The following is a 22,873-nucleotide window of genomic DNA, read 5'->3' as shown; positions in this document are numbered from 1 at the left end:
GTGTCGTCGGTCCTCTTATTCCGCCCAATGCACGGTCGCGGCATCCAGAAAGGCGCGGATCGGCGCCTCGATGGGATCAAGTTTCTGCGCCTGTTCCAATGCCTCGCGCTTTTCGGGACCCATGATCAGCAGGTGGATATGGATCGCCTGCGACAGGATCGGGCGCGTCAGGGTAATGCGCGGCTCCTCCGCCCCATCGGCACGGATCGCCATCAGCGGTGGCGCGTCATTCGCCAGCGCCTCGGCCAACCGGTCGCCGCCGGGAAAGAGGCTGGCGGTATGCATGTCGTTCCCCATGCCCAGAAGCGCCACGGTCACCGGCAGATGCGGTGCCAAAGCCTCTGCCAGCCCCTCCGTCGCATCCTCGGGCTGCGCATCGCCGGTATAAAGGTCGATGTAATTGGCCGCCGCCGCCCGGTCGCGCAGCAGGTGACGGCGCAGCAACCGGCTGTTCGAGCGCTTGTGCTCGCCATCGACCCACCGTTCGTCGCCCAAAAACACCGTCACCCGGTCCCAGTCCAGATCGGCCCCGCTGAGCGTGTCGAAAACCTGCACCGGAGAGGTGCCGCCCGGAACGCAGAGACTGGCCGTATCGGCAGAGCGCAGATGCTGCCCAAGCTGCGAGGAGATCCGGTCGGCCAGCGACAGGGCCAGCATCTCGCGGTCGGGATATTCCTTGAAATCCATACTCATGCGCGAATCTCCCTCCATCGGCGATTGTCGCGATGCATCAGGCGCAGCGCCTCTTCCGGGCCCGAGGAACCGGCATCATAGGGTTCGGGACGCCGCTTGGCATCCTCCCATGCGCTGATGATCGGATCGGTCCATGCCCACGCGGCCTCGACCTCGTCGCCGCGCATGAACAGGGTCTGGTTGCCCCGGATCACATCCATGATCAGCCGTTCATAGGCGTCGGGTATATCGGCCCCCTCCGATCCCAGGGCATCCGCGAAGGACATGTCCAGCGGCACCTGGACCAATCGCATGCCCCCCGGCCCCGGCTCCTTGATCATCACCTTGAGATTCATACCTTCGTTCGGTTGCAGCCGGATGACAAGCTCGTTGGCACGGGGCGCGCCGGTATCGTCAAAGATCGAATGCGGCGGCTCCTTGAAGGTGATGGCGATCTCGGAGGTGCGGGCACGCAGCTTCTTGCCGGTGCGCAGGTAGAAGGGCGTCCCCTGCCAGCGCCAGTTCGAGATCCGCACCTTCATGGCGACATAGCTTTCGGTCCGGGAATCAGGATTCTCGGCATCCTCAAGGTAACCCGGCTCCTTGCCGTCGGGCTGATACTGGCCGCGCACGATGTCGCTGTCCTCGACCGGCTCCAGCGCGCGGATGACCTTGAGCTTCTCGTCGCGCACCGCGTTCGGATCGAAATGGTATGGCGGCTCCATCGCGATGAGGCACAAAAGCTGCATCATGTGGTTCTGCACCATGTCCCGGATGGCGCCGGACTTGTCGTAATAGCTGCCCCGCCCCGCGACGCCGACGGTCTCGGCCACGGTGATCTGGACATGGTCGATGAACTGCGCGTTCCACAGCGGCTCGAACAGGATATTGGCAAAACGCACCGCCATCAGGTTCTGGACCGTCTCCTTGCCCAGGTAATGATCGATGCGATAGATTTGCTGTTCCTGGAAATGCTGCGCCAGCATGGTGTTCAGCGCACGGGCCGATTCCAGGTCACGGCCAAAGGGCTTTTCCACCACGATGCGGCTTTGGCTGTCGGTGATGCCATGGCCGTGCAGGCGTTCGGCGATATCCCCGAACAGCGACGGCGCGACCGAGAAATAGAAGGCATGGACCGCGCCCTTGCGCATCCGCGCCTTGAGCGCCTTCCAGCCGCCCTCGCCCTTGGCGTCGATCGCGGTATAGCCAGAAGCTCCAGGAACCTGGCCAGGTTCGGATCGTTCTTCTTGACGCCGGCGAATTCGGCGATCGCCTTGGCGGTCTCGGCCCGGAAAGCGTCATCGTCCTGATCGGTCCGCGCCGCGCCGATGATGCGAGAGGTTTCGGGGATCTGCCCCGCAACAAAGCGGCGGAACAATCCCGGCAGGATCTTGCGATGCGCGAGATCACCGGTTGCTCCGAATATCACGAGGTCGAAATCTTCGACCGGAATGACGCGCGAGACCATGCTGTCCTCCTTATCACCGGCTTTCGCCATATCTCTTGTTAGCGTTAACAGCAACTCGTTTCAACCTCTCAGCAGCTTGGCAAGCCGCGGCAGGCGGCTGCGTTTGAGCATTTCGGTGACGGTCATGTCGCCTCCCATCCTTGCCGCCTTATCGCGGGCGGTCTCTACGGCCAGCGCAACACTTGCCGCGTCGCGGCGATGCAGGTCCAGCAGGAACGCATCGGGATGGATCGCACGCAATCCCAACCCCGCCATGACAGGACGCGGAAAATCGCGCAGATTCGCCGTCACCACCAGCGCGGCACCGCCTGCCAGCGCGGCCTCGATCACGTGGCGGTCTGCAGGATCGGGCAGATTCAGATCGATGGCGCGGGTGCCGTCATCGGGCATGGCGGCATCGGGGAACCGCCGGGTCAGAAGCGCGATCTCGGCCCCTGCCACGGCCTCTTGCTCGGGGCCAAGGCGGGCCGCGGCATGGCGCCACTCGGCCAGTATCCGCGCCGACCAGAGCGGTTGGTAAAGCCCCGCCGTGGCCAGGTCACCCAGGATCTCGCGCAGGATGGTGGGAAACAGCACATTGGCGTCCAGAACCGCCTTCATCCGTCCAGCCGGAAGAACAGCGCCTTGAGATAGCCGGTCTCGGCCAGTTGCGGCAATGTCGGGTGGTCGGGACCGGCCTGTCCGCTATGGATCAGCACGCCGCGCCGCCCGCCGCGACCGATCCCGCGCGCACTGGCATTGCGAAACTGGGTCAGGTCTGCGGCATGGCTGCAACTGCATAGGCCCAGATAGCCCCCGGGCGCGACCAGCGGGGCGGCCAGCTTGGCCACCCGCTCATAGGCGCGCAGCCCCGCCTCCAGCGCCTGTTTCGAGGGCGCGAAGGCAGGTGGATCGCAGATCACCAGGTCGAAACGGCGGCCCTCTTCGGCCAGCGCCTCCATCGCCTTGAAAGCGTCCGATTGCCGGGTCTCCAGACGGTCTGACACACCCATGGCCCGCGCCCCCGCCTCGGCCAGTTCCAGCGCGGCGGCGCTGCCATCGACGCAGGTCGCGCGGGAGGCTCCCGCCGCCAGCGCCGCAAGCCCGAAGCCGCCGACATGGCTGAAGACGTCCAGCACCTCGGCCCCCTGTGCCAGACGTTGCGCGAATGCGTGGTTCGGGCGCTGGTCATAGAAAAGCCCGGTCTTCTGCCCACCCAACAGGTCGGCCATGTAGACCGCGCCGTTCATCACAACCTGCACCGGCGCGTCAGGGGCCGCGCCGCGCAGGATCTCGGTCCGTTCGTCCAGCCCTTCCAATCCGCGCGCCCGCCCCTGCCCGTTCAGGATCACCGTCTCCACGCCGGCAACATCCGCCAGCGCCTCGGCGATCTCGCCCGCCATGCCATCGGCCCATGCCGCGTTGGGCTGGATCACGGCGGAATCGCCGAAGCGATCGACGACCAGCCCCGGAAACCCGTCCGCCTCGGCATGGACCAGCCGGTAGAAGGGCGCGTCATAAAGCCGCTCGCGCATCGCCAGGGCGCGGGCCAGCCGGACCCGCAGCCACTCGCCATCGATCCGCGCCGCCGGATCGGCATCCATCACCCGCGCGATGATCTTGGAAACCGGATTCACCGTCACCAGCGCCATCGGACGGCGTTCGGCATCCTCAAGCACGGCGAAACCGCCTGCGGGCAAGGCGCGCGTGCGGCGGTCCAGCACCACCTCATCCGCGAAAATCCAGGGAAAGCCGTGACGGATGGCCTGCGGCTTCGATTTCGGGCGCAGACGGATAACGGGCAGATCGCTCATGGCAAAAATCCTTTCGCCGGTGATCTGGCACGATGCCCGGACAGGCACAAGACAGGGCTTTACCCCATCAAAGTCTTTCGCAGCATGTTCAGGGCGACCAGCAGCAGGAAAACCGCGAAATACCGCTTGAGCCTCTGCGCGTCGGTGCGATGCGCGAGATTGGCCCCGATCGGTGCGGTGATCAGCGTCATGGCGATGGTGATCAGGAAAACCGGCAGATTGACCGAGCCGATGGTCATCGGCGGCGCGTTGGACACCGGCAGGAACAGGAAGGCCACGACAGATGGCACCGCGATCAGGATGCCGAAACCCGCCGCCGTCGCAACCGCCCGGTGGATCGAACGGCCATGCAGCGTCATCAGCGGTACGCCGATACTGCCGCCGCCGATCCCCAGCAGCACCGAGAAGAAGCCAACCAGCGGCGAGATCACGATACGGCGCCAGCCGCCCGGCATCTCGCTGGCCAGCCGCCAATGGCTGCGCGAGATCGCCATGTAGCTGGCGATGACGATGACCAGCCCGGCAAAGATAAGTTGCAGCGCCTGCGTCCGCAGCGCGCCGACCGTCAGCACCCCGACCAGCGCGCCGATACCGATCCCTGCGGCCCAGCTTCGCAGGATCTGCCAGTCCACCGCCCCCTTGCGATGATGCGCCATGACCGAACGCGCCGAGGTGACGATGATCGTCGCCAGAGAGGTCGCGAGCGAAAGCTGCATCACATCCGGCCCGCCGAAACCCGCCTGCGTGAACAGCAGCAGGAAGGCCGGCACCAGCACGATCCCGCCTCCGATTCCCAGCAGGCCGGCCAATATGCCGGCAAAGGCTCCGGTGGTCGCAAGGACAAGGGCGGAAAAGAGATAATGCGTCATGCGCGCGCCATAACCCGCCCGCCGGAGCTATGCCAGAGGGGACAGGGCTGTTCATTGGTCGTATTCGGGTGATTTCCCGAGATTACGACCACGTCGCCATGCGCAGGCGCGGAGAATGAGGTATTTTCGCACCGGCTTTGCGATGCGGATCGGGATGGCGGTGTTATTCGGCGGGACGGTAATGAAGCGTGCCGACGACTCCGCCACCACCGCCATCATTGGGGTGGCTGCGGCCGTTCAGTACCTCCACCGATGCGAAGTCAAAGGGGCTCACGCCCTCGATGCAAGCGGCATTGACGCCGTATTCATTTGGGTTCGAGCGGCGGCGATGATGGGTATAGATGCCGCAGTGGCGGCAGAAATAATGCTCTGCCACATGGGAACCGAATTGATACAGGCTGAGCGCGTCCCGGCCCGAAAGAACGGTCAAGCCATCAAGCGGCACGCTGACGGCCACCGCACCGCGCATCCGGCAAAGGCTGCAATCGCAGCGCCGGGCGCTATGCAGCCCATCCGTAAAGCGCAGATGCAGCCGGACGGCGCCGCAATGGCAGGCGGCCCGCGCCTCGATCATGTCGAAATCAACCGGCATCCTGCCGCTCCCTCTTGTAGAGTTCAGCCGCCCCGGCGGCACGGCGACGATCCTCCGCCGTCTCTGGTCCCTGTCCCCATGGTCGGAAACGCAGGCGGAAGGCAGCAAGCCGGGTTTGCGCGTCGCCCTCGGGATAGCCGATGGCGTCGAGGCTTTCGGCCAAGGGGCGGTCGGGGCCGTCATCGGGCCAGAGAGCAAGCCCCGCGCGGGCAAGACGTTGCCAGTCGAAGCGTGGGCCGGGATCGATCTTGCGCCCCGGGGCTAGGTCGGAATGGCCGATCACTGCTTCGGGGCCGATCCGCCAGCGCGCCATGATCCCGCGCAGCAAATCGGTCAGCGCGTCCATCTGGCGGGCTGCAAAGGGGCGGTCTCCGGGATTGGCAAGCTCGATCCCGATACTGCGGGAATTCACGTCCCCGCGCCCCTGCCACGCCCCCGCCCCGGCATGCCATGCGCGGCGGTCTTCGGGCACCAGCGCCTCGATGCCGCCATCCTCGCCGATCAGCCAATGCGCGCTGACCTCTGCCCGCACGTCGCAAAGGCGGGCACGGGCCGAATGCGCATCATCCATGCCGGTATAATGCAACACGATCAATTCAGGGCGATAGCCGCGCCTGTCGCCGTGATTGGGGCTTGGATAGGGGTTGCCTGTCAAAGCTGCGATTTGCGAAAGGGCGCGGGATCCCATCCGCAAACGAAACCGTCACCATCGGGATCCATTCCGCGCGGATCGCTCTGCGGTCCTCCGGCGGCGAGGAAGGCGGTCTGGGCGGCATCTGCCGAAGCATAGGCCGCGCAGGCGCGGGTGGCCTGTGCCTGCGAACCAGCGCTGCGGGGATAGGTCGCGGTGCCCGGTTGATGATTTGCCTCGAAGGCGTAGCGCACCAGGACCGGGGTCGAGCCCGGATAGGGGCCGGCTTGGGTCTTGGGCAGCATCGTGTCCGGCACGATCTGGACCGGCGCGTTCCCGCTGGCCCGGCCCCCCGAGCGAACCCCCATCGTCGCCGGTGCCGGCACCGGCGATTGCCCGGCGATCGCCTCTGCCGTCGGCGCCTTGGCGGGACGGGCGACGGGGATCACCTGCGGCGATTCACTGCCCGAGACCAGCGCGGCCTCCCTCTCGGCGCGATATTCGCCATAGGGCCCCGCGCCGAACTGATAATTCGGGTTCCAGCCCCGATGCTCGCCACAGCCGGCAAGCGCCAGCACCGAAATCATCAACCAGCCGCGCATTTCGCCTCCGTCAGATATCCGTTGTCGCCCGCAACCTACCACCAGCGTTCGGGCTTGGCCACAAATCCCGCCGCCTGTTCAAGAACAAGCGCCTGGTTGAGCAGTTCACCCTCTTCGAAGGCCCGTCCGATCAGCTGCAATCCAAGCGGCAAGCCCTGCTTGTCCAGCCCCACGGGAACCGAGATCCCCGGCAGACCGGCAAGGTTCAGCGTCACGGTAAAGACGTCGTTGAGATACATCTGCACCGGATCAGCCTGGTCCATCGCCCCCAGGGGGAAGGCCGCCGAGGGCGTGGCGGGCGCGAGGATCGAGTCGATTCCCTGCGCATAGGCCTCGTCGAAATCGCGCTTGATCAGCGCGCGCACCTTGCGGGCGCGGTTGTAATAGGCGTCGTAGAAACCCGCCGACAGGACATAGGTGCCGATCATGATCCGGCGCTGCACCTCGGGGCCGAAACCCTCGGCGCGGGTCTTTTCATACATCTCGGTGATGCCGTCGCCCTGACCCAGTTTCGCGCGCCGCCCGTAGCGCACGCCATCGTAGCGGGCGAGGTTCGAGGACGCCTCGGCGGGCGCGATCACGTAATAGGCAGGCAGCGCGTATTTCGTATGCGGCAGGCTGATATCGACGATCTCGGCCCCGGCATCGCGCAGCATGTCCGCGCCCTTCTGCCACAGCTGGTCGATCTCGGCGGGCATGCCATCCACGCGGTATTCGCGCGGAATGCCGATCTTCTTGCCGCGGATATCGCCGGTCAGCGCCGCCTCGAAATCCGGCACCGGAATGTCGGCGCTGGTCGAATCCTTTTCATCGACCGAAGCCATGGCGCCCAGCATGATCGCCGCGTCGCGGACCGTCTTGGTCATCGGCCCGGCCTGATCGAGGCTGGAGGCATAGGCGATCACCCCCCAACGGCTGACCCGGCCATAGGTCGGACGCATGCCGACCGTGCCGGTAAAGGCCGCAGGCTGGCGGATCGAGCCGCCGGTATCGGTGCCGGTCGCCGCGATGCACAGATCCGCCGCAACCGCCGCCGCCGACCCGCCCGAGGAACCGCCCGGTGTCAATTCGCGCCCATCCGCCGCCTTCCACGGGTTCACCGCGCGGCCATAGCAGCTGTTCTCATTGGCCGAGCCCATGGCGAATTCATCCATGTTCAGCTTGCCCAGCATGACAGCGCCCGCATCCCACAGGTTCTGGGTCACGGTCGATTCATATTCGGGCTTGAACCCGTCGAGAATCCGGCTGGCGGCCTGCGAGGGCACGCCCTTGACGCAGAACACATCCTTGATGCCAAGCGGGATCCCGGTCATCGGCGTGGCGTCACCCGACTTGATTCGCGCATCCGCCGCCCGCGCCATCTCGCGCGCCTTGTCGGGGGTGCCATGGACAACCGCGTTCAGCGCCCCTGCCCCCTCGATCGCGGCAAGGCAGGCATCGGTCAGCTCAAGCGAGGTCACCTCGCCCTTGCGCAGCGCGGCGCCGGCCTCGGCAATGGTCAGCCTGTTCAGATCGCTCATTCCACCACCTTCGGCACAGCAAAGAAGCCCTCGCGCGCATCGGGTGCGTTCGACAGGATCTGCCCGGGCATCCCGCCCGTGGTCACGACATCCTCGCGCCGCTTGAGACGCATCGGGGTGACGCCGGTCATCGGTTCGACACCCTCGACATCGACCTCGTTCAACTGCTCCATGAATTGCAGAATGCCGCTCAGCTCTCGTGCGAGCGCAGGCAGCGCCTCGTCCTCGACCGCGATCCGCGCCAGATGCGCGACCTTGCGGGCCTCGTTTTCGGTGATCGACATGGCTTTCCCTTTCGTTACCCGGCGGTTTACAAGTCTGTGCGCGGGGCTGCAAGAAGTCCCCGCAAAGCTATCCACGGAGAGCCGCATGCAAGCCGCCCTAGCGATCCTGCCGGTCATTGCCCTTGTCGCGTTAGGGCATCTCGCACGACGCTTTCGGATCATCGCACCCGCGAACTGGCCGGGGGTCGAGCAACTCGGCTTCCGGCTGCTGTTCCCGGCGATCCTGATCACCTCGATCTATCGCTCGGAATTGTCCCTGGGATCGCTTGGCAGCTATGTTTTCGCCCTGGCCGTGGCCTTCGCCGCGACCGCATTGGCCGCGATCCTGAGCCGTGGCGCGCTGAAACTGACGAACCCGCGCTTTACCTCGATGTTCCAGGGGTCCATGCGCTTCAATTCGCTGCTGGTGCTGGCAGTTGCGGCGAATGGCCTTGGCCCGGAGGCACTGAGCGACCTGGCCGTGGCCATGGCCTTCCTGATTCCCGTCTTCAACATTTCCTCGATTGTCATGCTGACCCTGTTTCCGCCCGAGAACGATCAGAGCCGACAGGTCTCCGACCGTCGCCAGACCTGGCGCCGAATCACGCGCGAGATCGCACGCAACCCGCTGGTTCTCGGCTGCCTGACCGGGCTGGCCCTGAACATGTCGGGCGCGGATCTGCCCGGTTGGGTGCTGGCGCCGCTCGACTGGCTGGGTCAGGGGGCCTTGGCGGTGGGATTGCTGTCGGTCGGCGCGGGGATCGAGATCAAGCGCCTGTGGCAAAGCGACCCGGCGATGTGGATCGGCGTCGCCATGCGGCTGGTGATGTGCCCGATATTGTTCCTGGCAGCCGCGCTGATCTTCGGCCTGCCCGCCGATCAGATCGCCTCGGGCGTGCTGCTGACGGCGGCCCCTGCGGCTTCGGTCGGCTTCATCCTTGCACGCCAGATGGGCGGCGACGCGGATTTTTACGCCGACATGTTCACATGGCAAACGGTTCTCTCAGCCCTGACACTGTCCCTGTGGCTGATCCTGGTCAGCCATCTGATCGCCTGACCCCGGGCCGCGAAAAATTTGCCGATGGGCTGAGTTTTTTCCCTTGCACCCGGCAGGATGCTCGCCTAAACACCGCTCCACGCCGCCGGGACAGCCTTGGCAGCGACAGAAAGTGGCCCGTTCGTCTATCGGTTAGGACGCCAGGTTTTCAACCTGGAAAGAGGGGTTCGATTCCCCTACGGGCTGCCACTAAAGCTTGATTTCATTGAATTTCACTCACAGACCAGAAGGCTATCGGCCTTTATGCCTGCGATCATGTGTTGCGCCTGGATGCAATCAAATCCAGGAGATTCCACCCTGTTCGGTCAAGGCGCAGGCGGCGGCAGCCTTGATGACATCTTCGCACATTTCGATCTGATGACGCGCAGCAGCCTCAGGGGGATTGGTTCAACGTCAATGGCCGCCATAGGGAGGACAGGGTTGATGCCCATGGTTCGGAAGATCGTCGGGGTTTCGGCGAATCGCTCCCGGTCACCCTTCCCCGAGCGTCCGCCATCCGGAATGACGGTCCCGATCAGGGCGAGAGAAGCCGGCGATACAGATCGTCCAGGAATTCCTGCGCCTCGCTGAACGGGTCATGCCCCTTCCCCAGCACGGCGCGAACCTGCACTTCGAAATCGGCGTAATGCTGGGTCATGGACCAGATCGAGAATATCAGGTGATGTGGCTCGACATTCCGCAGCCGCCCCGACTGCATCCAGTCCTGCAGGATCGCCACCGCATCCTCGACCGTCCCGCGCAACCGCCCACCCAGGATCTCGGTCAGATGGGGCGCGCCACGCAGGATCTCATAGGCGAAAAGCCGGCTTTCACGCGGGTATTGCCGGGACATGCGCAGTTTTGCCGCGACATAATCCAGCACCTCCTGCAAGGGCTCCCCTTCGGGATCGATATTGCTCAGGGGGGCCAGCCACATGTCCAGCAGCGTGGTCAACAGGGTCTTGTGGATTTCATCCTTGGAGGCGAAATAATACAGCACGTTGGGCTTGGACAGACCCGCCTCGCCCGCGATCTGGTCGATCGTCGCGCCGCGAAAGCCGCTATTGGAGAATACCGTCAGCGCGCCTTCAAGGATCAGTTCCCTGTTGCGGCGCTGAATTCTGGTCAACCCGCGATCATCCTGCTCGCCCATCGCCTGCCCTTCGTTGTTCTGTCTCATTATTGGGCAGGAAACCCTGCGACGCCAAGATGGCAATAACGGTGCTTGACTGCACAAGGCCCCGTGCTAGCCTGATCCTGACTCTTTGGTCAATAATTGGCAACACTCCTCGTGCGCGATGCCCGGAGGCGCCAGACCCATCCATTCGACCTCGCGGCAAGACGGGGCGATCAGACAGGAAGGAAAACACATGGCGGACCCGAACGGGGCTGTTCCAGCCGCGAACATGAAGATCGATGGCGACCGCTTATGGGACAGCATCATGGAAATGGCCAAGATCGGCCCCGGCGTGGCGGGCGGCAATAACCGCCAGACCCTGACCGATGCCGATGCCGAAGGCCGCAGCCTGTTCCAGGGCTGGTGCGAAGAGGCCGGGATGTCGATGGGCGTTGACCGGATGGGCAACATGTTCATGCGCCACGAGGGGACCGAGCCGGCACTGGATCCGGTCTATATCGGCAGTCACTTGGACACCCAGCCCACCGGCGGGAAATATGACGGTGTGCTGGGCGTGCTGTCGGGGCTGGAGGTGATCCGCTCGATCCGCGACATGGGTATCTCGACCCGCCGTCCCATCGTGGTGGTCAACTGGACCAACGAGGAGGGCACCCGTTTCGCGCCCGCCATGCTGGCCTCGGGCGTATTCGCCGGGATGCATGACGAGGAATACGCCAATAGCCGCGAGGATGCCGAGGGCAAGCGCTTCGGCGACGAGCTGGACCGGATCGGCTGGCGCGGCGACGAGGCCCCGGGCGAACGCAAGATCCACGCGATGTTCGAATACCATATCGAACAGGGCCCGATACTGGAGGCCGAGAACACGCAGATCGGCGTGGTCACGCATGGGCAGGGCCTGTGGTGGCTGCAGGTGACGCTGACCGGCAAGGACGCGCATACCGGCTCCACGCCGATGAAGATGCGGGTAAATGCAGGACTGGGCATGTCCCGGATCATCGAGGCGGTGCATCGCATCGCCATGGATCACCAGCCCAATGCCGTGGGCGCGGTCGGCCAGGCCAATGTCTATCCCAATTCGCGCAACGTGATCCCCGGCCGTGCGGTCTTCACCGTCGATTTCCGCTCTCCGGATCTGGACAAGCTGAACGCAATGCGCGCGCGGCTGGAGGCCGAGGCACCGGAGATCGCAAGCGAATTGGGACTGGGGATCGAGATCGAGCCGGTCGGGCATTTCGATCCGGTGACATTCGACCCGAAGCTGGCCGGGATGCTGCGCGACGCGGCCGATCGCTTGGGCTACAGCCATATGGATATCGTCTCGGGCGCCGGGCATGACGCCTGCTGGATCAACCGGGTGGCACCGACGGTGATGATCATGTGCCCCTGCGTGGACGGGCTGAGCCATAACGAGGCCGAAGAGATCAGCCCGGAATGGGCCTCGGCCGGGGCCGACGTGCTGCTGCACGCGGTGCTGGAGGCGGCGGAGATTGCGCGCTGACGCGCGCGGAGGCCGGGGGCGCTTCGCCCCCCGGACCCCCAGAGGATATTTTTCTGAAGAAGAAGGGGCTACGCGATGAGCACGGTCATTCGGAACGGAACCGTCGTGACGGCGGATTTGACCTACAAGGCGGATGTGCTGATCGAGGGCGGCAGGATCGCGGCGATCGGTGAGGGCTTGACGAGCGACGAGGTGCTGGACGCCACCGGCTGCCTTGTCATGCCAGGCGGGATCGATCCGCATACGCATCTGGAGATGCCCTTCATGGGCACCTATTCCGCCGATGATTTCGAAAGCGGAACCCGCGCGGCGCTGGCCGGCGGGACCACGATGGTAGTGGATTTCGCCCTGCCCTCCCCTGGTCAGGGGCTACTGGATGCGCTGAAGATGTGGGACAACAAGTCCGGGCGGGCGCATTGCGACTACAGCTATCACATGGCCGTCACCTGGTGGGGAGAGCAGGTCTTCGACGAGATGGAGGCGGTGGTCAAGCGCGGCATCACCAGTTTCAAGCATTTCATGGCCTACAAGGGCGCGCTGATGGTGAATGACGACGAACTCTTCGCCAGTTTCCGTAGGGTCGGCGATTTGGGCGGGATCGCGCTGGTCCATGCCGAGAATGGCGACGTGGTGGCGGAATTGTCGGCCCGCCTGCTGGCCGAGGGCAATACCGGACCCGAGGCGCATGCCTATTCCCGGCCGCCGCAGGTCGAGGGTGAGGCGACGAACCGGGCGATCATGGTGGCCGATATGGCCGGGGTGCCGCTTTATGTCGTGCATGTGAGCTGCGAGGACAGCCACGAAGCGATCCGGCGCGCGAAACAGCAGGGCAAGCGGGTCTGGGGAGAGCCGTTGATCCAGCACCTGACGCTGGACGAGAGCGAATATTTCAACCCCGATTGGGATCATGCCGCGCGGCGGGTCATGTCTCCGCCCTTCCGCAACAAGCTGCACCAGGACAGTCTCTGGGCCGGGCTGCAATCGGGCAGCCTGTCGGTGGTGGCGACCGATCACTGCGCCTTCACCACCGAGCAGAAGCGCTACGGGGTCGGAGATTTCACCAAGATCCCGAACGGCACCGGCGGGCTGGAGGACCGGATGCCGATGCTGTGGACGCATGGGGTCGGGACGGGGCGGCTGACGCCGAACGAATTCGTGGCCGTGACCTCGACCAATATCGCCAAGATCCTGAACCTCTATCCCCGCAAGGGTGCGGTGCTGGTCGGCGCGGATGCCGATCTGGTGGTCTGGGACCCGGAGGCGGAAAAGACCATCAGCGCGGGCAACCAGCAATCCGCCATCGATTACAACGTGTTCGAAGGGCAGAAGGTCAAGGGTCTGCCGCGCTATACGTTGACACGCGGTGTGGTGGCGGTCCGCGAGGGTGCGTTGGACAGCCGCGAGGGGCATGGGGAATTCGTCGCCCGCGAGCCTCGCGGACAGGTCAACAGGGCGCTGAGCAAGTGGAAGGAGTTGACCGCGCCTAGGCCGGTCGAGCGCTCGGGCATTCCGGCGAGCGGGGTGTGACATGACCAAGGTCGCATTGATCACGGCCGGAGGAAGCGGCATGGGCGCGGCCGCCGCCCGGCGGCTTGCATCGGACGGGTTTGCCGTCGGGATATTGTCGTCTTCCGGCAAGGGCGAGGCCCTCGCGAAAGAGCTTGGCGGGCTTGGGGTAACCGGCTCGAACCGATCGGATGGTGACCTCTCGAAACTGGTCGATGGTGCGATGGAGCGGTGGGGCCGCATCGACGTTCTTGTGAACTCGGCCGGACATGGCCCGCGCGGACCGATCACCGGTCTCAGCGACGATGACTGGCACGAGGGAATGGAGGTCTATTTCCTCAGTGCAGTCCGGCCCATCCGCCTTGTAACTCCACATATGCAGGCGCAGAAAGGCGGTGCGATCGTCAATCTGACCAGCTTTTCGACCTTCGAGCCCGATCCCGCGTTCCCGACTTCAAGCGTCATGCGGGCGGGTCTGGCCTCGTTTACCAAGCTCTATGCCGATCAGCACGCCGCCGAAAACATCCGCATCAATAACGTGTTGCCGGGTTTTATCGACAGTCTTCCCGAAAAGGACGAATTTCGGGCGCGGATTCCGATGGGACGCTACGGCCATGAAACCGAGATTGCCGCGACGGTCGCCTTTCTGGTGTCAGGGGGCGGCGCATATATCACCGGACAGAATATCTGCGTGGACGGGGGGCTGACGAGATCGATATGAATGCCCCTGTCATCCATGCGCAATCGGTGGACCTGACCTTCCAGACCGCCGACGGCCCGGTTCATGCGTTGAAGGATGTCGATCTGAGCATCAAGGCGGGCGAATTCGTCAGCTTCATCGGCCCCTCGGGCTGCGGCAAGACAACCTTCCTGCGCACCATCGCCGCCCTAGAAAACCCGACCTCGGGCAGGCTGAGCGTGAACGGAATGAGTCCGGACGAGGCGCGGCGCGCGCGCGCCTATGGCTATGTTTTCCAGGCGCCGGGCCTGTATCCGTGGCGGACGATTGCCGGAAACATCTCGCTGCCGCTGGAGATCATGGGTTTCGGCAAGGCGGACCGGACGGAACGCGTGCAACGGGTGCTGGAACTGGTCGATCTTGCGGGTTTCGGCGGCAAGTTCCCGTGGCAGCTCTCGGGCGGGATGCAGCAGCGGGCCAGCATCGCCCGGGCGCTGGCCTTCGACGCCGATATCCTGCTGATGGACGAGCCCTTCGGCGCGCTGGACGAGATCGTTCGCGACCGGCTGAACGAGGCCCTGCTGGAATTGTGGCGCAAGACCGGCAAGACCATCGGCTTCGTCACCCATTCCATTCCCGAGGCGGTCTACCTGTCCACGAGGATCGTGGTGATGTCTCCGCGGCCGGGGCGGATCACCCGTGTCATCGACAGCCCCCTGCCCGCCGAGCGCCCGCTGGATATCCGCGACACGCCGGAATTCATCGCGCTGGCGCATGAGGTGCGCGAGGGACTGCGCGAGGGGCATGGCGATGATGTATAGCCGCGTTATCAGCGCCGGGAGAACCGCCGGATGAGAAACGTTCTGCCCATCCTGACCGTCCTTCTGGCGATTGTCGCGATCTGGTATGTCGCCGCCATCGGCATGAACTCGGCTTGGGCCAGGGATCAGGCCGCGCGGGCTGAGACCGAGCTTTCAGCGGGGGATCTGGTGATACAGACCCTGACGCAGGAGCGTCCGGTTCTGCCCGCCCCGCATCAGGTCGCCGCCGGGTTGTGGGAGGGGATCGCGGGGCAGAAGATTACCTCGAAGCGCAGCCTTGTCTGGCATGGCTGGGTCACGCTCTCGGCCACGCTGACGGGCTTTGTCATCGGCAGTCTAGCGGGGATCCTGCTGGCGATGGGGATCGTGCATAACCGGGCGATGGACCAGTCGGTGATGCCCTGGGCGGTGGCCAGCCAGACCGTGCCGATCCTGGCCATCGCGCCGATGGTGATCGTGGTCTTTGCCAGCGCCGGGATCACCGGGCTCTTGCCCAAGGCGATCATCGCGGCCTGGCTGTCCTTTTTCCCGGTGCTGGTCGGCATGGTCAAGGGATTGCGCACGCCCGACGGGATGCAGCTTGACCTGATGCGATCATGGAGCGCCTCTCGCCCGCAGGTCTTCTGGCGGCTGCGGCTGCCCTCGTCCCTGCCCTACCTGTTTGCCAGCCTGAAGGTCGGCATTGCCGCCGCGCTTGTCGGCACCATCGTGGGCGAACTGCCCGCAGGCGCAGCGCGGGTCTGGGGGCAAGGCTGCTCTCGGGCAGCTATTACGGGCAGACGGTGCAGATCTGGGCGGCGCTGTTCGCGGCGGCGGCGCTGGCGGCGGCGCTGGTGATCGCGGTGGGCCGGATCGAATCCGTCATGCTGCGGCGCATGGGGCTGGCGCGATGACCGGGGCGCTGTCCATCCTGGCGGTCTGGCTGGGGGCATGGGGGCTCAACAGCTGGCTGGCGCGGTTCGGCACCCGCTCGACGAGGCTCCTTGTCGCGGTGATCTTCGGCCTGACCATCGTGGTGCTGTGGGAGATGATCGTGCGGATTTACGCGATCCCGCCGGTCATCCTGCCCCCGCCGACACAGATCGCGGCCAGCTTCGCGGCCAATACCGCGATCCTCTGGGCGGATTTCGTCCAGACCATCGTCAAGGGCGCGCTGACCGGCTGGCTCCTGGGTGGCGCGGCTGCGATCCTGACCGCCATCGCCATCGATCGCAGCCCGTTTTTGCAACGCGGGCTACTGCCCATCGGCAATTTCGTCGCCGCCCTGCCCATTGTCGGCATCGCCCCCATCCTGGTGATGTGGTTCGGCTTCGACTGGCAATCCAAAGCGGCGGTCGTCGTGGTGATGGTGTTCTTTCCGATCCTCGTGAACATGGTCGCGGGGCTCGCCGCCACCGACCAGATGCAGCGCGACCAGATGGCGACATGGGCCGCGCCCTACGCCCAATCGCTGTGGAAGCTGCGCCTGCCCGCCGCCATGCCCTTCCTGTTCAACGGGCTCAAGATCACCACCACGCTGGCGCTGATCGGCGCCATCGTCGCGGAATTCTTCGGCAGCCCGACCAGGGGCATGGGGTTCCGCATCTCGACCGCGGTAGGGCGGCTGGACCTGCCGCTGGTCTGGGCCGAGATCCTTGTGGCGGCAATCGCCGGTTCCCTGTTCTATGGTATCGTGGCGCTGATCGAAAAGAAGGTGACGTTCTGGCACCCGTCGCAGCGCGGTCAACGGGGCTGAACGCCCCCCAACAGGAGAGTGAGAATGATAAAAAGATTGATGCTTGGCTGTGCCGCCCTCGCATTCGCGGGCGCGGCCGATGCGCAGGAACTGACCCTGCAATTGAAATGGGTCACGCAGGCGCAGTTCGGCGGCTATTACGTGGCCAAGGACAAGGGCTTCTACGAGGAAGAGGGGCTTGACGTCACGATCAAGGCCGGCGGGCCGGATATCGCTCCGACACAGGTGCTGGCCGGGGGCGGCGCGGATGTGATCGTCGAATGGATGCCTGCCGCGCTCGCCGCCCGCGAAAAGGGGCTGCCGCTGGTCAATATCGCCCAGCCCTTCAAATCCTCGGGGATGATGCTGACCTGCCTGAAGGAAAGCGGAATCACCGATCCCAAGACCGATTTCGCAGGCAAGACCCTGGGCGTCTGGTTCGCGGGCAACGAATACCCGTTCCTGAGCTGGATGCACACGCTCGGCCTTTCGACCGAGGGCGGCACGGATGGCGTCACCGTGCTGAAACAGGGTTTCAATGTCGATCCGCTGCTGCAGAAACAGGCGGCCTGCATCAGCACCATGACCTATAACGAATATTGGCAGGTGATCGATGCCGGTATCGCGCCCGAGGACCTGGTGACCTTCAAATACGAGGATCAGGGGGTCGCCACGCTGGAGGACGGGCTCTATGTGCTGGAAAGCACGCTGGAGGACGAGGCCAAGGTCGCCGACCTTGAGAAATTCGTCCGCGCCAGCATGAAGGGCTGGAAATATGCCGAGGAGAACCCCGAAGAAGCCGCCGAGATCGTGCTGGAAAACGACGAGACCGGCGCCCAGACCATCGAGCACCAGACCCGCATGATGACCGAGATCGCCAAGCTGACCGCCGGATCGAACGGCGCGCTGGACGAGGCCGATTACCAGCGCACGGTCGATATATTGCTGGCGGGTGGATCAGATCCGGTGATCTCGAAAGCGCCGGAGGGCGCATGGAGCCATGCCATCACCGACAAGGCGCTGGCAGAATAGGCGGGCGTCCCGCGACAGCCGGGGGTTTCACACCCCCGGACCCCCGTGGGATATTTGCATGAAGAAGAAGGGGCGAAGGCGGGTCTGACCGGGCGTCGGTGGAGGGTTACGCCATCGCCGCCAGAACCTCGGCCGTCAGCGCATCCATTTCGTCGCGGGCCGCGCCATTGCGGGAATGTTCCATCACGCCAAGCCCCAGCCCCAGGGTTTCGGCATAGCCGACGCGGTTCGCGATCTGCGTCGCGGCCACCGTCGCGCCCAATTCAGCGGCCTTTTCGGCCACCTCAACCGCCAGCCGGGTATTCGACCGGACCCGGTTCAGCACCACCATCACCGGGGATTTCTCGCGCCGCGCCAGATCCAGCACGCCCTCGGTCGCCCAGAGATCGACATGGCTGGTCGCCACCGGCACGATCACCAGATCGGCCACGCGCAGGGCCGGGCGCAAATCGCTGTCGATCTTGGGCGGCGTATCGACGATCACGTAATCGAAGCGTTTCTTCAGCTTCTCGGATTCATAGCTGGCGCCCCAGGCCGAGGAGGTCGAGAAATCCAGGGCCTCGTCTTCGCCCCGCGTCTCCATCCTCTCGATGAACCAGCGCCCCATGCTGCCCTGCGGATCGGTATCGACCAAGGCCACCGAATGCCCGAGGCGATGCAGGCTGACGGCCAGGTTGACCGCGAGGGTGGTCTTGCCCGAGCCGCCCTTCTGCTGGGCCACAGTGATGATCCTGCCTGACATCAAAGCTCCTTCACGGCGAATTTAGGGCAGGTTAGCCGCCCGTTTCCGCGATTGCACGGGTTTTTTGCAACCGCAGCATCAGCTTCGGAAGACTGACTGCAATTCATACATGACCGGCTCGAAACTTTTGCACATGGTGTGAATGTCGCGGTTGCGGCGGCGCATCTCGTCGGTTCGCAGCATCGCCTGGTAATCCTTGCGGTCGCGCCATTGCGAATAGGTGGCGATGCGGGTCTGCGCGTCGTTCAGATGGATCGCGCCGGAAACGAACCCCGGCTGGCGGCTGATGACATGCTCCCATGCGTCGCTGAGCATCTCCAGCACGTCATGGGCGCTGCCGGGCGTCACCTCGAAGGTGCAGATGACGGTCTGGCCGTCGAAATCGGGGCTGATATCGGGCATGGCTGGTCTCCCTCTGGCTATACCTGGTTTCAGCCTAGGCCGAATTCCCTCCGGCGCAAAGCATCTATCCGGGCATTGCCGAGGCTGACGGCAAGGTGCATGGTCTGTCCGACATGATGGTAAAGGAGCAGGCGATGATCCCGGTTTTCGATGGCCATAACGATTTTATCCAACGCGTGGTGGCCGCAGGAGAGAACGGCCCGCGGATATGGCTGGAGGGTGACGGCACCGGTCATCTGGACCTGCCGCGCAGCAAGGCGGGCGGATTGATCGGTGGGTTCTTCGCGATCTGGATTCCCTCGCTACACGGGCCGAATGACGAAGAGGCCGTGGTGCTGATGCAGAACCCGCCCTTTGCCATGCCATTGCCCGATGAAATTCCCCATGACAGCGCCCTGCCCCATGCTTTCGAGCAAGCAGCCGCATTGCGCGCATTGGAACGGACCGGCACGCTGGATGTCGTGACCAGCGCGGCAGGACTGCGCCGGACGGTGGCCGAGGGCCGCATTGCCGCGATCATGCATATGGAAGGGGCCGAGGCGATCCGCGACATGGATGCGCTGCATCTTTGGCACGCGGCAGGGTTGCGCTCGCTCGGGCCGGTCTGGTCACGCCCCACGGCCTATGGTCATGGCGTGCCCTTCGCCTTTCCCTCCTCGCCCGATACCGGGGAGGGGTTGACGGCGGCGGGCAAGGCGTTGGTTCGCGAATGCAATCAGCTGCGGATCATGCTGGATCTGTCGCATCTGAACGAGGCCGGGTTCGACGATATCGCGAAACTGTCCGACGCCCCGCTGGTCGCCAGCCATAGCTGTGCGCATGCCATCTGCCCCAGTGCCCGTAACCTGACCGACCGGCAGTTGCGGGTCATCGCAGATAGCGGCGGGCTGGTCGGGCTGAACTATGCCTCGAGTTTCCTTCGCGAGGACGGCAAGCGCCTGCCACTGGAAAACCTCGACGTCATGCTGCGGCATCTCGACCACCTGCTGGACATCCTGGGCGAGGACGGCGTTGCCCTTGGCTCCGATTTCGACGGAGCGCTGATGCCGCGGGACCTGGCCGATGCATCGGCCCTGCCGAACCTCATCCAGACCATGAAGAACTATGGATATGGAGATGATCTTACAAGAAAAATCGCCAGCGAAAACTGGATCGGCCTGCTTGAGAAAACCTGGGGAGGGTGACGGTTTCCGCAAAAGGAAAGCGACCCGTGATGGGTCGCTTGCAAGGTGGATATATCTGAATCCGCTACTCGCTCGCCGGCGGCTCCTGCACGATCCCGCCGGTATCCGCCTGCGCGACGGCAACCATCTCGGCCAGTTCCGGATCGGCCTCGAGATCGGCAACGGCGAATTTCGAGGTCAGGTTGGCAGGTGACAATTCGATATTCTTGACCACCTGCGGCCCCGGCGCGGCGGGACCATAGGTCCGGCCATTCACCGCGAAATACACCGCTCCGGAATTGCCGGTCCGCAAAATCGACGGCTCTTCCAGCTTGGGCAGGGTGAACCGCTCACCCGCATCCATGATCTTTTCAAGCAGGACCGTGCCATCCGCCGAGGTCACCCGGACCCATGCGGGGCGCGCGGCCAGCAATTGCAGTTCCGGTGCATCCGGCGCAACGGTCCGCACCGCCGCCTGTTCCTGCGGCATTTGCGGGCCATACTGCATCGCCTGCGCCAGGACAGTGTTGGCGCCGCCCGGTGATGGCAGGGCAATCTCGTTTTCCTGCCCGCTTGACAGGGTCGCTTCGGCGGCCTCGAAAGAGCTGGACAGATTGGGATCGATCGCGGCGATCGGTCCATCCCGCGAATTCAGCACGGGCGCTTCGAGAATCTGGGGGCGATAGACGCGATCGAGAACCTCGGGCTGAGGCAGATCCCGCACCAATGTCGCCGCGTCCGTCGGAGACAGCGCAGGTCCCGGCAGGCTCGCGCCCTGCGTCGGATCGAGCGATGCCGTGATGCTCGGCGAATCCTCGCCCGGGGTCAGCGTCACGCGCTGGATTTCCTGAAGCACCGTCCATCCGCCATAAGCCAAACCGCAGACCAGCACCGCCAGAACGAGGATCGAGCCGATCGCCCTGGGCTCTATATCGGACCAGAAGCTCTGCTGCTGGGGAATGAACAGCGCATGGGGATTCGCCAGGGCCTCGGCCGGATCCGATGGCCGTCGCGTCGGCTTGGGTCCGGATGCCATCGGCGCCATGCCATGCGTCGGCTGGAATCCGGATTCAAGACAGAAGCGGCGGAAGGTCCAGTCCGGATCCATATGCAGGTAACGGGCGTAGGAACGCACGTAACCCGCGATGAAGCTGGGCGCGTCGAAGGCGCTGATATCGCAATTCTCGATCGCGGCGACATAGGAGGCACGGATCCTCAGTTCCCGCTGCACATCCAGCAGCGATTTCCCCAAGGTGGCCCTTTCACCGCGCATGATATCGCCAAGGCGCGTATCATCGTCGAGGAAATACCCGATTTCCTCCATCTGTGATTTCTCATCTGCCGGACTTTCCGCCCGCAGTTTATTCATGCTCTCTGCCTCATCACACGATTAACACGCCGCTCGAATCAATACGGCGCTCACTTGTACGCACGAGCATATTATCACGGCGGCGAGAGCAGTTCACCTGTTGATATCGTCAGGCGGTCAAATCATTGCGATTCAGGGCGCAATGCGACCACAATGCGTCCATGGCGCGCACGAGCTTGTCGATCTTCTTGGGATCGTGAACGGGCGAAGGCGTAAAGCGCAAACGCTCGGTCCCGCGCGGCACGGTCGGGAAATTTATAGGCTGTACATAGATGTTATGGTCGCGCAGCAACAAATCCGACAGCGATTTGCAATGCACCGGATGGCCGACATGGACGGGCACGATATGGCTGCCATGGTCGATGATCGGCATCCCGAGCGATTTAAGGCGCATTTTAAGTATCCGGGCATGAAGCTGCTGCGCATCGCGCAATTCCTGCCCATTTTCGCCCTTGAGGAAGCGAATCGAGACCGCCGCCCCCGCCGCGACCGCCGGCGGCAGCGAGGTGGTAAAGATGAATCCCGGCGCATAGGAACGGACCGCGTCGCACATCCGGGCCGAGGCGGCGATATAGCCGCCGAACACGCCAAAGGCCTTGCCCAGGGTGCCATTGATGATGTCGATCCGGTCGGTCAGCCGGTCACGCTCGGACACGCCACCGCCGCGTGGGCCATACATGCCGACCGCATGAACCTCGTCCAGATAGGTCAGCGCGTTGAACTCATCGGCCAGATCGCAGATCTCCTTGATCGGGCCGAAATCGCCATCCATCGAATAGATCGACTCGAAGGCGATCAGCTTGGGCGCGGCGGGATCATCGGCTTCCAGCAATTCGCGCAGATGGGCCAGGTCGTTATGGCGGAAGATGCGCTTGGCGCCGCCATTGCGCTTGATCCCCTCGATCATCGAGGCGTGGTTCAGCGCGTCGGAATAGATGATCAGACCGGGAAACAGCTTGGGCAGCGTCGAAAGCGTCGCGTCATTGGCGATATATGCGCTGGAAAACACCAGCGCGGCCTCTTTCTGGTGCAGATCGGCCAGCTCGGTCTCCAACTGCTTGTGATAGACCGTCGTGCCCGAGATATTGCGCGTCCCGCCGGAACCGGCACCGGTAGAATCCAGCGCCTCATGCATGGCCGACAGGACCACCGGATGCTGGCCCATGCCCAGATAATCATTGCCGCACCAGACGGTGATTTCCTGCTTTTCCCCATCGGGGCGCGTCCAGATCGCCTGCGGGAACCGGCCCTTCGCACGCTCGATATCGATGAAGGTCCGGTAACGGCCTTCCTCGTGAAGCTGTCCGATGGCCTGATCCAGAGCCGCATCATAATTCATGTCTGGCGTTCCCTTGCTTTGCCT

Annotated in this window: 22 protein-coding genes, 1 tRNA gene and 2 pseudogenes; 10 read left to right on the top strand and 15 right to left on the bottom strand. The window is 64.2% G+C overall.

Annotation, left to right across the window (positions count from 1 at the left end; all coding sequences use genetic code 11):
* Positions 1-15: 15 nt before the first annotated feature.
* The 10 genes and pseudogenes from pgl to gatC all read right to left on the bottom strand — a co-directional run bounded on the left by pgl (position 16) and on the right by gatC (position 8,431).
* Positions 16-687 carry a 6-phosphogluconolactonase gene (pgl, locus tag A7A09_RS04000; RefSeq protein WP_106690185.1) on the bottom strand — a complete coding sequence of 224 codons (672 nt, stop codon included), beginning with the start codon at positions 685-687 and terminating at the stop codon, positions 16-18.
* Positions 688-689: 2 nt separating this feature from the next.
* Positions 690-2,140 (bottom strand): annotated as a pseudogene (gene zwf / locus A7A09_RS03995) (glucose-6-phosphate dehydrogenase).
* 60 nt (positions 2,141-2,200) lie between these two features.
* Positions 2,201-2,740 (bottom strand): RSP_2648 family PIN domain-containing protein, encoded by a 540-nt coding sequence (locus tag A7A09_RS03990; RefSeq protein ID WP_106690184.1) that lies wholly within the window; start codon positions 2,738-2,740, stop codon positions 2,201-2,203.
* The gene (locus tag A7A09_RS03985; protein WP_106690183.1) at positions 2,737-3,933 is read right to left on the bottom strand and encodes an RSP_2647 family RNA methyltransferase; all 1,197 of its coding nucleotides are present in this window, start codon (positions 3,931-3,933) and stop codon (positions 2,737-2,739) included. Before A7A09_RS03985 ends, A7A09_RS03990 begins: the two co-directional genes overlap by 4 nt.
* A 59-nt stretch (positions 3,934-3,992) precedes the next feature.
* On the bottom strand, positions 3,993-4,802 hold the full coding sequence (locus A7A09_RS03980; RefSeq protein ID WP_106690182.1) for a sulfite exporter TauE/SafE family protein: 810 nt from the start codon (positions 4,800-4,802) through the stop codon (positions 3,993-3,995).
* A gap of 163 nt (positions 4,803-4,965) precedes the next feature.
* Entirely contained in the window at positions 4,966-5,394 is a 429-nt protein-coding gene (locus A7A09_RS03975; RefSeq protein WP_106690181.1) for a GFA family protein, read from the bottom strand.
* Positions 5,384-6,082 carry an N-acetylmuramoyl-L-alanine amidase gene (locus A7A09_RS03970; protein ID WP_106690180.1) on the bottom strand — a complete coding sequence of 233 codons (699 nt, stop codon included), beginning with the start codon at positions 6,080-6,082 and terminating at the stop codon, positions 5,384-5,386. The genes A7A09_RS03975 and A7A09_RS03970 overlap by 11 nt, the downstream gene beginning before the upstream one ends.
* Positions 6,046-6,627, bottom strand: coding sequence for a hypothetical protein (locus tag A7A09_RS03965; RefSeq protein ID WP_106690179.1), 582 nt, complete (start codon positions 6,625-6,627; stop codon positions 6,046-6,048). The genes A7A09_RS03970 and A7A09_RS03965 overlap by 37 nt, the downstream gene beginning before the upstream one ends.
* A gap of 35 nt (positions 6,628-6,662) precedes the next feature.
* Positions 6,663-8,147, bottom strand: a complete 1,485-nt coding sequence (gatA, locus tag A7A09_RS03960; protein ID WP_106690178.1) for an Asp-tRNA(Asn)/Glu-tRNA(Gln) amidotransferase subunit GatA — start codon at positions 8,145-8,147, stop codon at positions 6,663-6,665.
* Positions 8,144-8,431 carry an Asp-tRNA(Asn)/Glu-tRNA(Gln) amidotransferase subunit GatC gene (gatC, locus tag A7A09_RS03955; RefSeq protein ID WP_106690177.1) on the bottom strand — a complete coding sequence of 96 codons (288 nt, stop codon included), beginning with the start codon at positions 8,429-8,431 and terminating at the stop codon, positions 8,144-8,146. Before gatC ends, gatA begins: the two co-directional genes overlap by 4 nt.
* An 85-nt stretch (positions 8,432-8,516) precedes the next feature.
* On the opposite strand from gatC, the gene A7A09_RS03950 reads away from it, so the two are divergent.
* Both A7A09_RS03950 and A7A09_RS03945 read left to right on the top strand, forming a co-directional pair.
* Positions 8,517-9,467, top strand: a complete 951-nt coding sequence (locus A7A09_RS03950) for an AEC family transporter (RefSeq protein WP_170167009.1) — start codon at positions 8,517-8,519, stop codon at positions 9,465-9,467.
* A gap of 114 nt (positions 9,468-9,581) precedes the next feature.
* Positions 9,582-9,656 (top strand) — tRNA-Glu (locus A7A09_RS03945).
* Between the two features lie 325 nt (positions 9,657-9,981).
* On the opposite strand, the gene A7A09_RS03940 is transcribed toward A7A09_RS03945, so the two are convergent.
* Positions 9,982-10,626 (bottom strand): TetR family transcriptional regulator C-terminal domain-containing protein, encoded by a 645-nt coding sequence (locus tag A7A09_RS03940; protein WP_245999125.1) that lies wholly within the window; start codon positions 10,624-10,626, stop codon positions 9,982-9,984.
* Positions 10,627-10,816: 190 nt separating this feature from the next.
* On the opposite strand from A7A09_RS03940, the gene A7A09_RS03935 reads away from it, so the two are divergent.
* The 7 genes and pseudogenes from A7A09_RS03935 (at position 10,817) to A7A09_RS03905 (ending at position 17,834) form a co-directional block, all read left to right on the top strand.
* Entirely contained in the window at positions 10,817-12,082 is a 1,266-nt protein-coding gene (locus A7A09_RS03935; RefSeq protein ID WP_106690175.1) for a Zn-dependent hydrolase, read from the top strand.
* A gap of 75 nt (positions 12,083-12,157) precedes the next feature.
* Positions 12,158-13,609: a dihydropyrimidinase gene (hydA, locus tag A7A09_RS03930; RefSeq protein ID WP_106690174.1), complete on the top strand. Its 1,452-nt coding sequence runs from the start codon at positions 12,158-12,160 to the stop codon at positions 13,607-13,609.
* A gap of 1 nt (position 13,610) precedes the next feature.
* Positions 13,611-14,309: an SDR family oxidoreductase gene (locus tag A7A09_RS03925; RefSeq protein WP_106690173.1), complete on the top strand. Its 699-nt coding sequence runs from the start codon at positions 13,611-13,613 to the stop codon at positions 14,307-14,309.
* A complete protein-coding gene (locus A7A09_RS03920) occupies positions 14,306-15,088 on the top strand; it encodes an ABC transporter ATP-binding protein (protein ID WP_106690172.1) in 783 nt (260 codons plus the stop codon). Before A7A09_RS03925 ends, A7A09_RS03920 begins: the two co-directional genes overlap by 4 nt.
* A gap of 30 nt (positions 15,089-15,118) precedes the next feature.
* Positions 15,119-15,981, top strand: a pseudogene (locus tag A7A09_RS03915) (ABC transporter permease).
* A complete protein-coding gene (locus A7A09_RS03910) occupies positions 15,978-16,823 on the top strand; it encodes an ABC transporter permease (RefSeq protein ID WP_106690171.1) in 846 nt (281 codons plus the stop codon). The pseudogene A7A09_RS03915 and the gene A7A09_RS03910 overlap by 4 nt, the downstream one beginning before the upstream one ends.
* Before the next feature lie 39 nt (positions 16,824-16,862).
* Positions 16,863-17,834, top strand: a complete 972-nt coding sequence (locus tag A7A09_RS03905; protein WP_436277779.1) for an ABC transporter substrate-binding protein — start codon at positions 16,863-16,865, stop codon at positions 17,832-17,834.
* 106 nt (positions 17,835-17,940) lie between these two features.
* Here the strand turns inward: A7A09_RS03905 and parA are convergent, their stop codons facing one another.
* Both parA and A7A09_RS03895 read right to left on the bottom strand, forming a co-directional pair.
* Positions 17,941-18,576, bottom strand: coding sequence for a ParA family partition ATPase (gene parA / locus A7A09_RS03900; RefSeq protein ID WP_106690169.1), 636 nt, complete (start codon positions 18,574-18,576; stop codon positions 17,941-17,943).
* Positions 18,577-18,654: 78 nt separating this feature from the next.
* Positions 18,655-18,978, bottom strand: coding sequence for an antibiotic biosynthesis monooxygenase family protein (locus A7A09_RS03895; protein ID WP_106690168.1), 324 nt, complete (start codon positions 18,976-18,978; stop codon positions 18,655-18,657).
* A 134-nt stretch (positions 18,979-19,112) separates the two neighbouring features.
* On the opposite strand from A7A09_RS03895, the gene A7A09_RS03890 reads away from it, so the two are divergent.
* Positions 19,113-20,162, top strand: coding sequence for a dipeptidase (locus A7A09_RS03890; RefSeq protein ID WP_106690435.1), 1,050 nt, complete (start codon positions 19,113-19,115; stop codon positions 20,160-20,162).
* 64 nt (positions 20,163-20,226) lie between these two features.
* Here the strand turns inward: A7A09_RS03890 and A7A09_RS03885 are convergent, their stop codons facing one another.
* Together A7A09_RS03885 and hemA are read right to left on the bottom strand one after the other, a co-directional pair.
* Positions 20,227-21,465: a helix-turn-helix domain-containing protein gene (locus tag A7A09_RS03885; protein WP_436277778.1), complete on the bottom strand. Its 1,239-nt coding sequence runs from the start codon at positions 21,463-21,465 to the stop codon at positions 20,227-20,229.
* A 154-nt stretch (positions 21,466-21,619) separates the two neighbouring features.
* A complete protein-coding gene (gene hemA, locus A7A09_RS03880; RefSeq protein ID WP_106690434.1) occupies positions 21,620-22,849 on the bottom strand; it encodes a 5-aminolevulinate synthase in 1,230 nt (409 codons plus the stop codon).
* Positions 22,850-22,873: the final 24 nt, after the last annotated feature.

Source organism: Paracoccus methylarcula (assembly GCF_003007735.2).
GTDB lineage: Bacteria > Pseudomonadota > Alphaproteobacteria > Rhodobacterales > Rhodobacteraceae > Paracoccus > Paracoccus methylarcula.
This window is presented reverse-complemented; position numbering and strand designations above follow the sequence as displayed.

Bases quoted from the DNA above. Each gene is read 5' to 3' on its own strand.
- pgl (WP_106690185.1), bottom strand. From the start codon at position 687: ATGGATTTCAAGGAATATCCCGACCGCGAGATGCTGGCCCTGTCGCTG.
- A7A09_RS03990 (WP_106690184.1), bottom strand. From the start codon at position 2,740: ATGAAGGCGGTTCTGGACGCCAATGTGCTGTTTCCCACCATCCTGCGC.
- A7A09_RS03985 (WP_106690183.1), bottom strand. From the start codon at position 3,933: ATGAGCGATCTGCCCGTTATCCGTCTGCGCCCGAAATCGAAGCCGCAG.
- A7A09_RS03980 (WP_106690182.1), bottom strand. From the start codon at position 4,802: ATGACGCATTATCTCTTTTCCGCCCTTGTCCTTGCGACCACCGGAGCC.
- A7A09_RS03975 (WP_106690181.1), bottom strand. From the start codon at position 5,394: ATGCCGGTTGATTTCGACATGATCGAGGCGCGGGCCGCCTGCCATTGC.
- A7A09_RS03970 (WP_106690180.1), bottom strand. From the start codon at position 6,082: ATGGGATCCCGCGCCCTTTCGCAAATCGCAGCTTTGACAGGCAACCCC.
- A7A09_RS03965 (WP_106690179.1), bottom strand. From the start codon at position 6,627: ATGCGCGGCTGGTTGATGATTTCGGTGCTGGCGCTTGCCGGCTGTGGC.
- gatA (WP_106690178.1), bottom strand. From the start codon at position 8,147: ATGAGCGATCTGAACAGGCTGACCATTGCCGAGGCCGGCGCCGCGCTG.
- gatC (WP_106690177.1), bottom strand. From the start codon at position 8,431: ATGTCGATCACCGAAAACGAGGCCCGCAAGGTCGCGCATCTGGCGCGG.
- A7A09_RS03950 (WP_170167009.1), top strand. From the start codon at position 8,517: ATGCAAGCCGCCCTAGCGATCCTGCCGGTCATTGCCCTTGTCGCGTTA.
- A7A09_RS03940 (WP_245999125.1), bottom strand. From the start codon at position 10,626: ATGAGACAGAACAACGAAGGGCAGGCGATGGGCGAGCAGGATGATCGC.
- A7A09_RS03935 (WP_106690175.1), top strand. From the start codon at position 10,817: ATGGCGGACCCGAACGGGGCTGTTCCAGCCGCGAACATGAAGATCGAT.
- hydA (WP_106690174.1), top strand. From the start codon at position 12,158: ATGAGCACGGTCATTCGGAACGGAACCGTCGTGACGGCGGATTTGACC.
- A7A09_RS03925 (WP_106690173.1), top strand. From the start codon at position 13,611: ATGACCAAGGTCGCATTGATCACGGCCGGAGGAAGCGGCATGGGCGCG.
- A7A09_RS03920 (WP_106690172.1), top strand. From the start codon at position 14,306: ATGAATGCCCCTGTCATCCATGCGCAATCGGTGGACCTGACCTTCCAG.
- A7A09_RS03910 (WP_106690171.1), top strand. From the start codon at position 15,978: ATGACCGGGGCGCTGTCCATCCTGGCGGTCTGGCTGGGGGCATGGGGG.
- A7A09_RS03905 (WP_436277779.1), top strand. From the start codon at position 16,863: ATGCTTGGCTGTGCCGCCCTCGCATTCGCGGGCGCGGCCGATGCGCAG.
- parA (WP_106690169.1), bottom strand. From the start codon at position 18,576: ATGTCAGGCAGGATCATCACTGTGGCCCAGCAGAAGGGCGGCTCGGGC.
- A7A09_RS03895 (WP_106690168.1), bottom strand. From the start codon at position 18,978: ATGCCCGATATCAGCCCCGATTTCGACGGCCAGACCGTCATCTGCACC.
- A7A09_RS03890 (WP_106690435.1), top strand. From the start codon at position 19,113: ATGATCCCGGTTTTCGATGGCCATAACGATTTTATCCAACGCGTGGTG.
- A7A09_RS03885 (WP_436277778.1), bottom strand. From the start codon at position 21,465: ATGGAGGAAATCGGGTATTTCCTCGACGATGATACGCGCCTTGGCGAT.
- hemA (WP_106690434.1), bottom strand. From the start codon at position 22,849: ATGAATTATGATGCGGCTCTGGATCAGGCCATCGGACAGCTTCACGAG.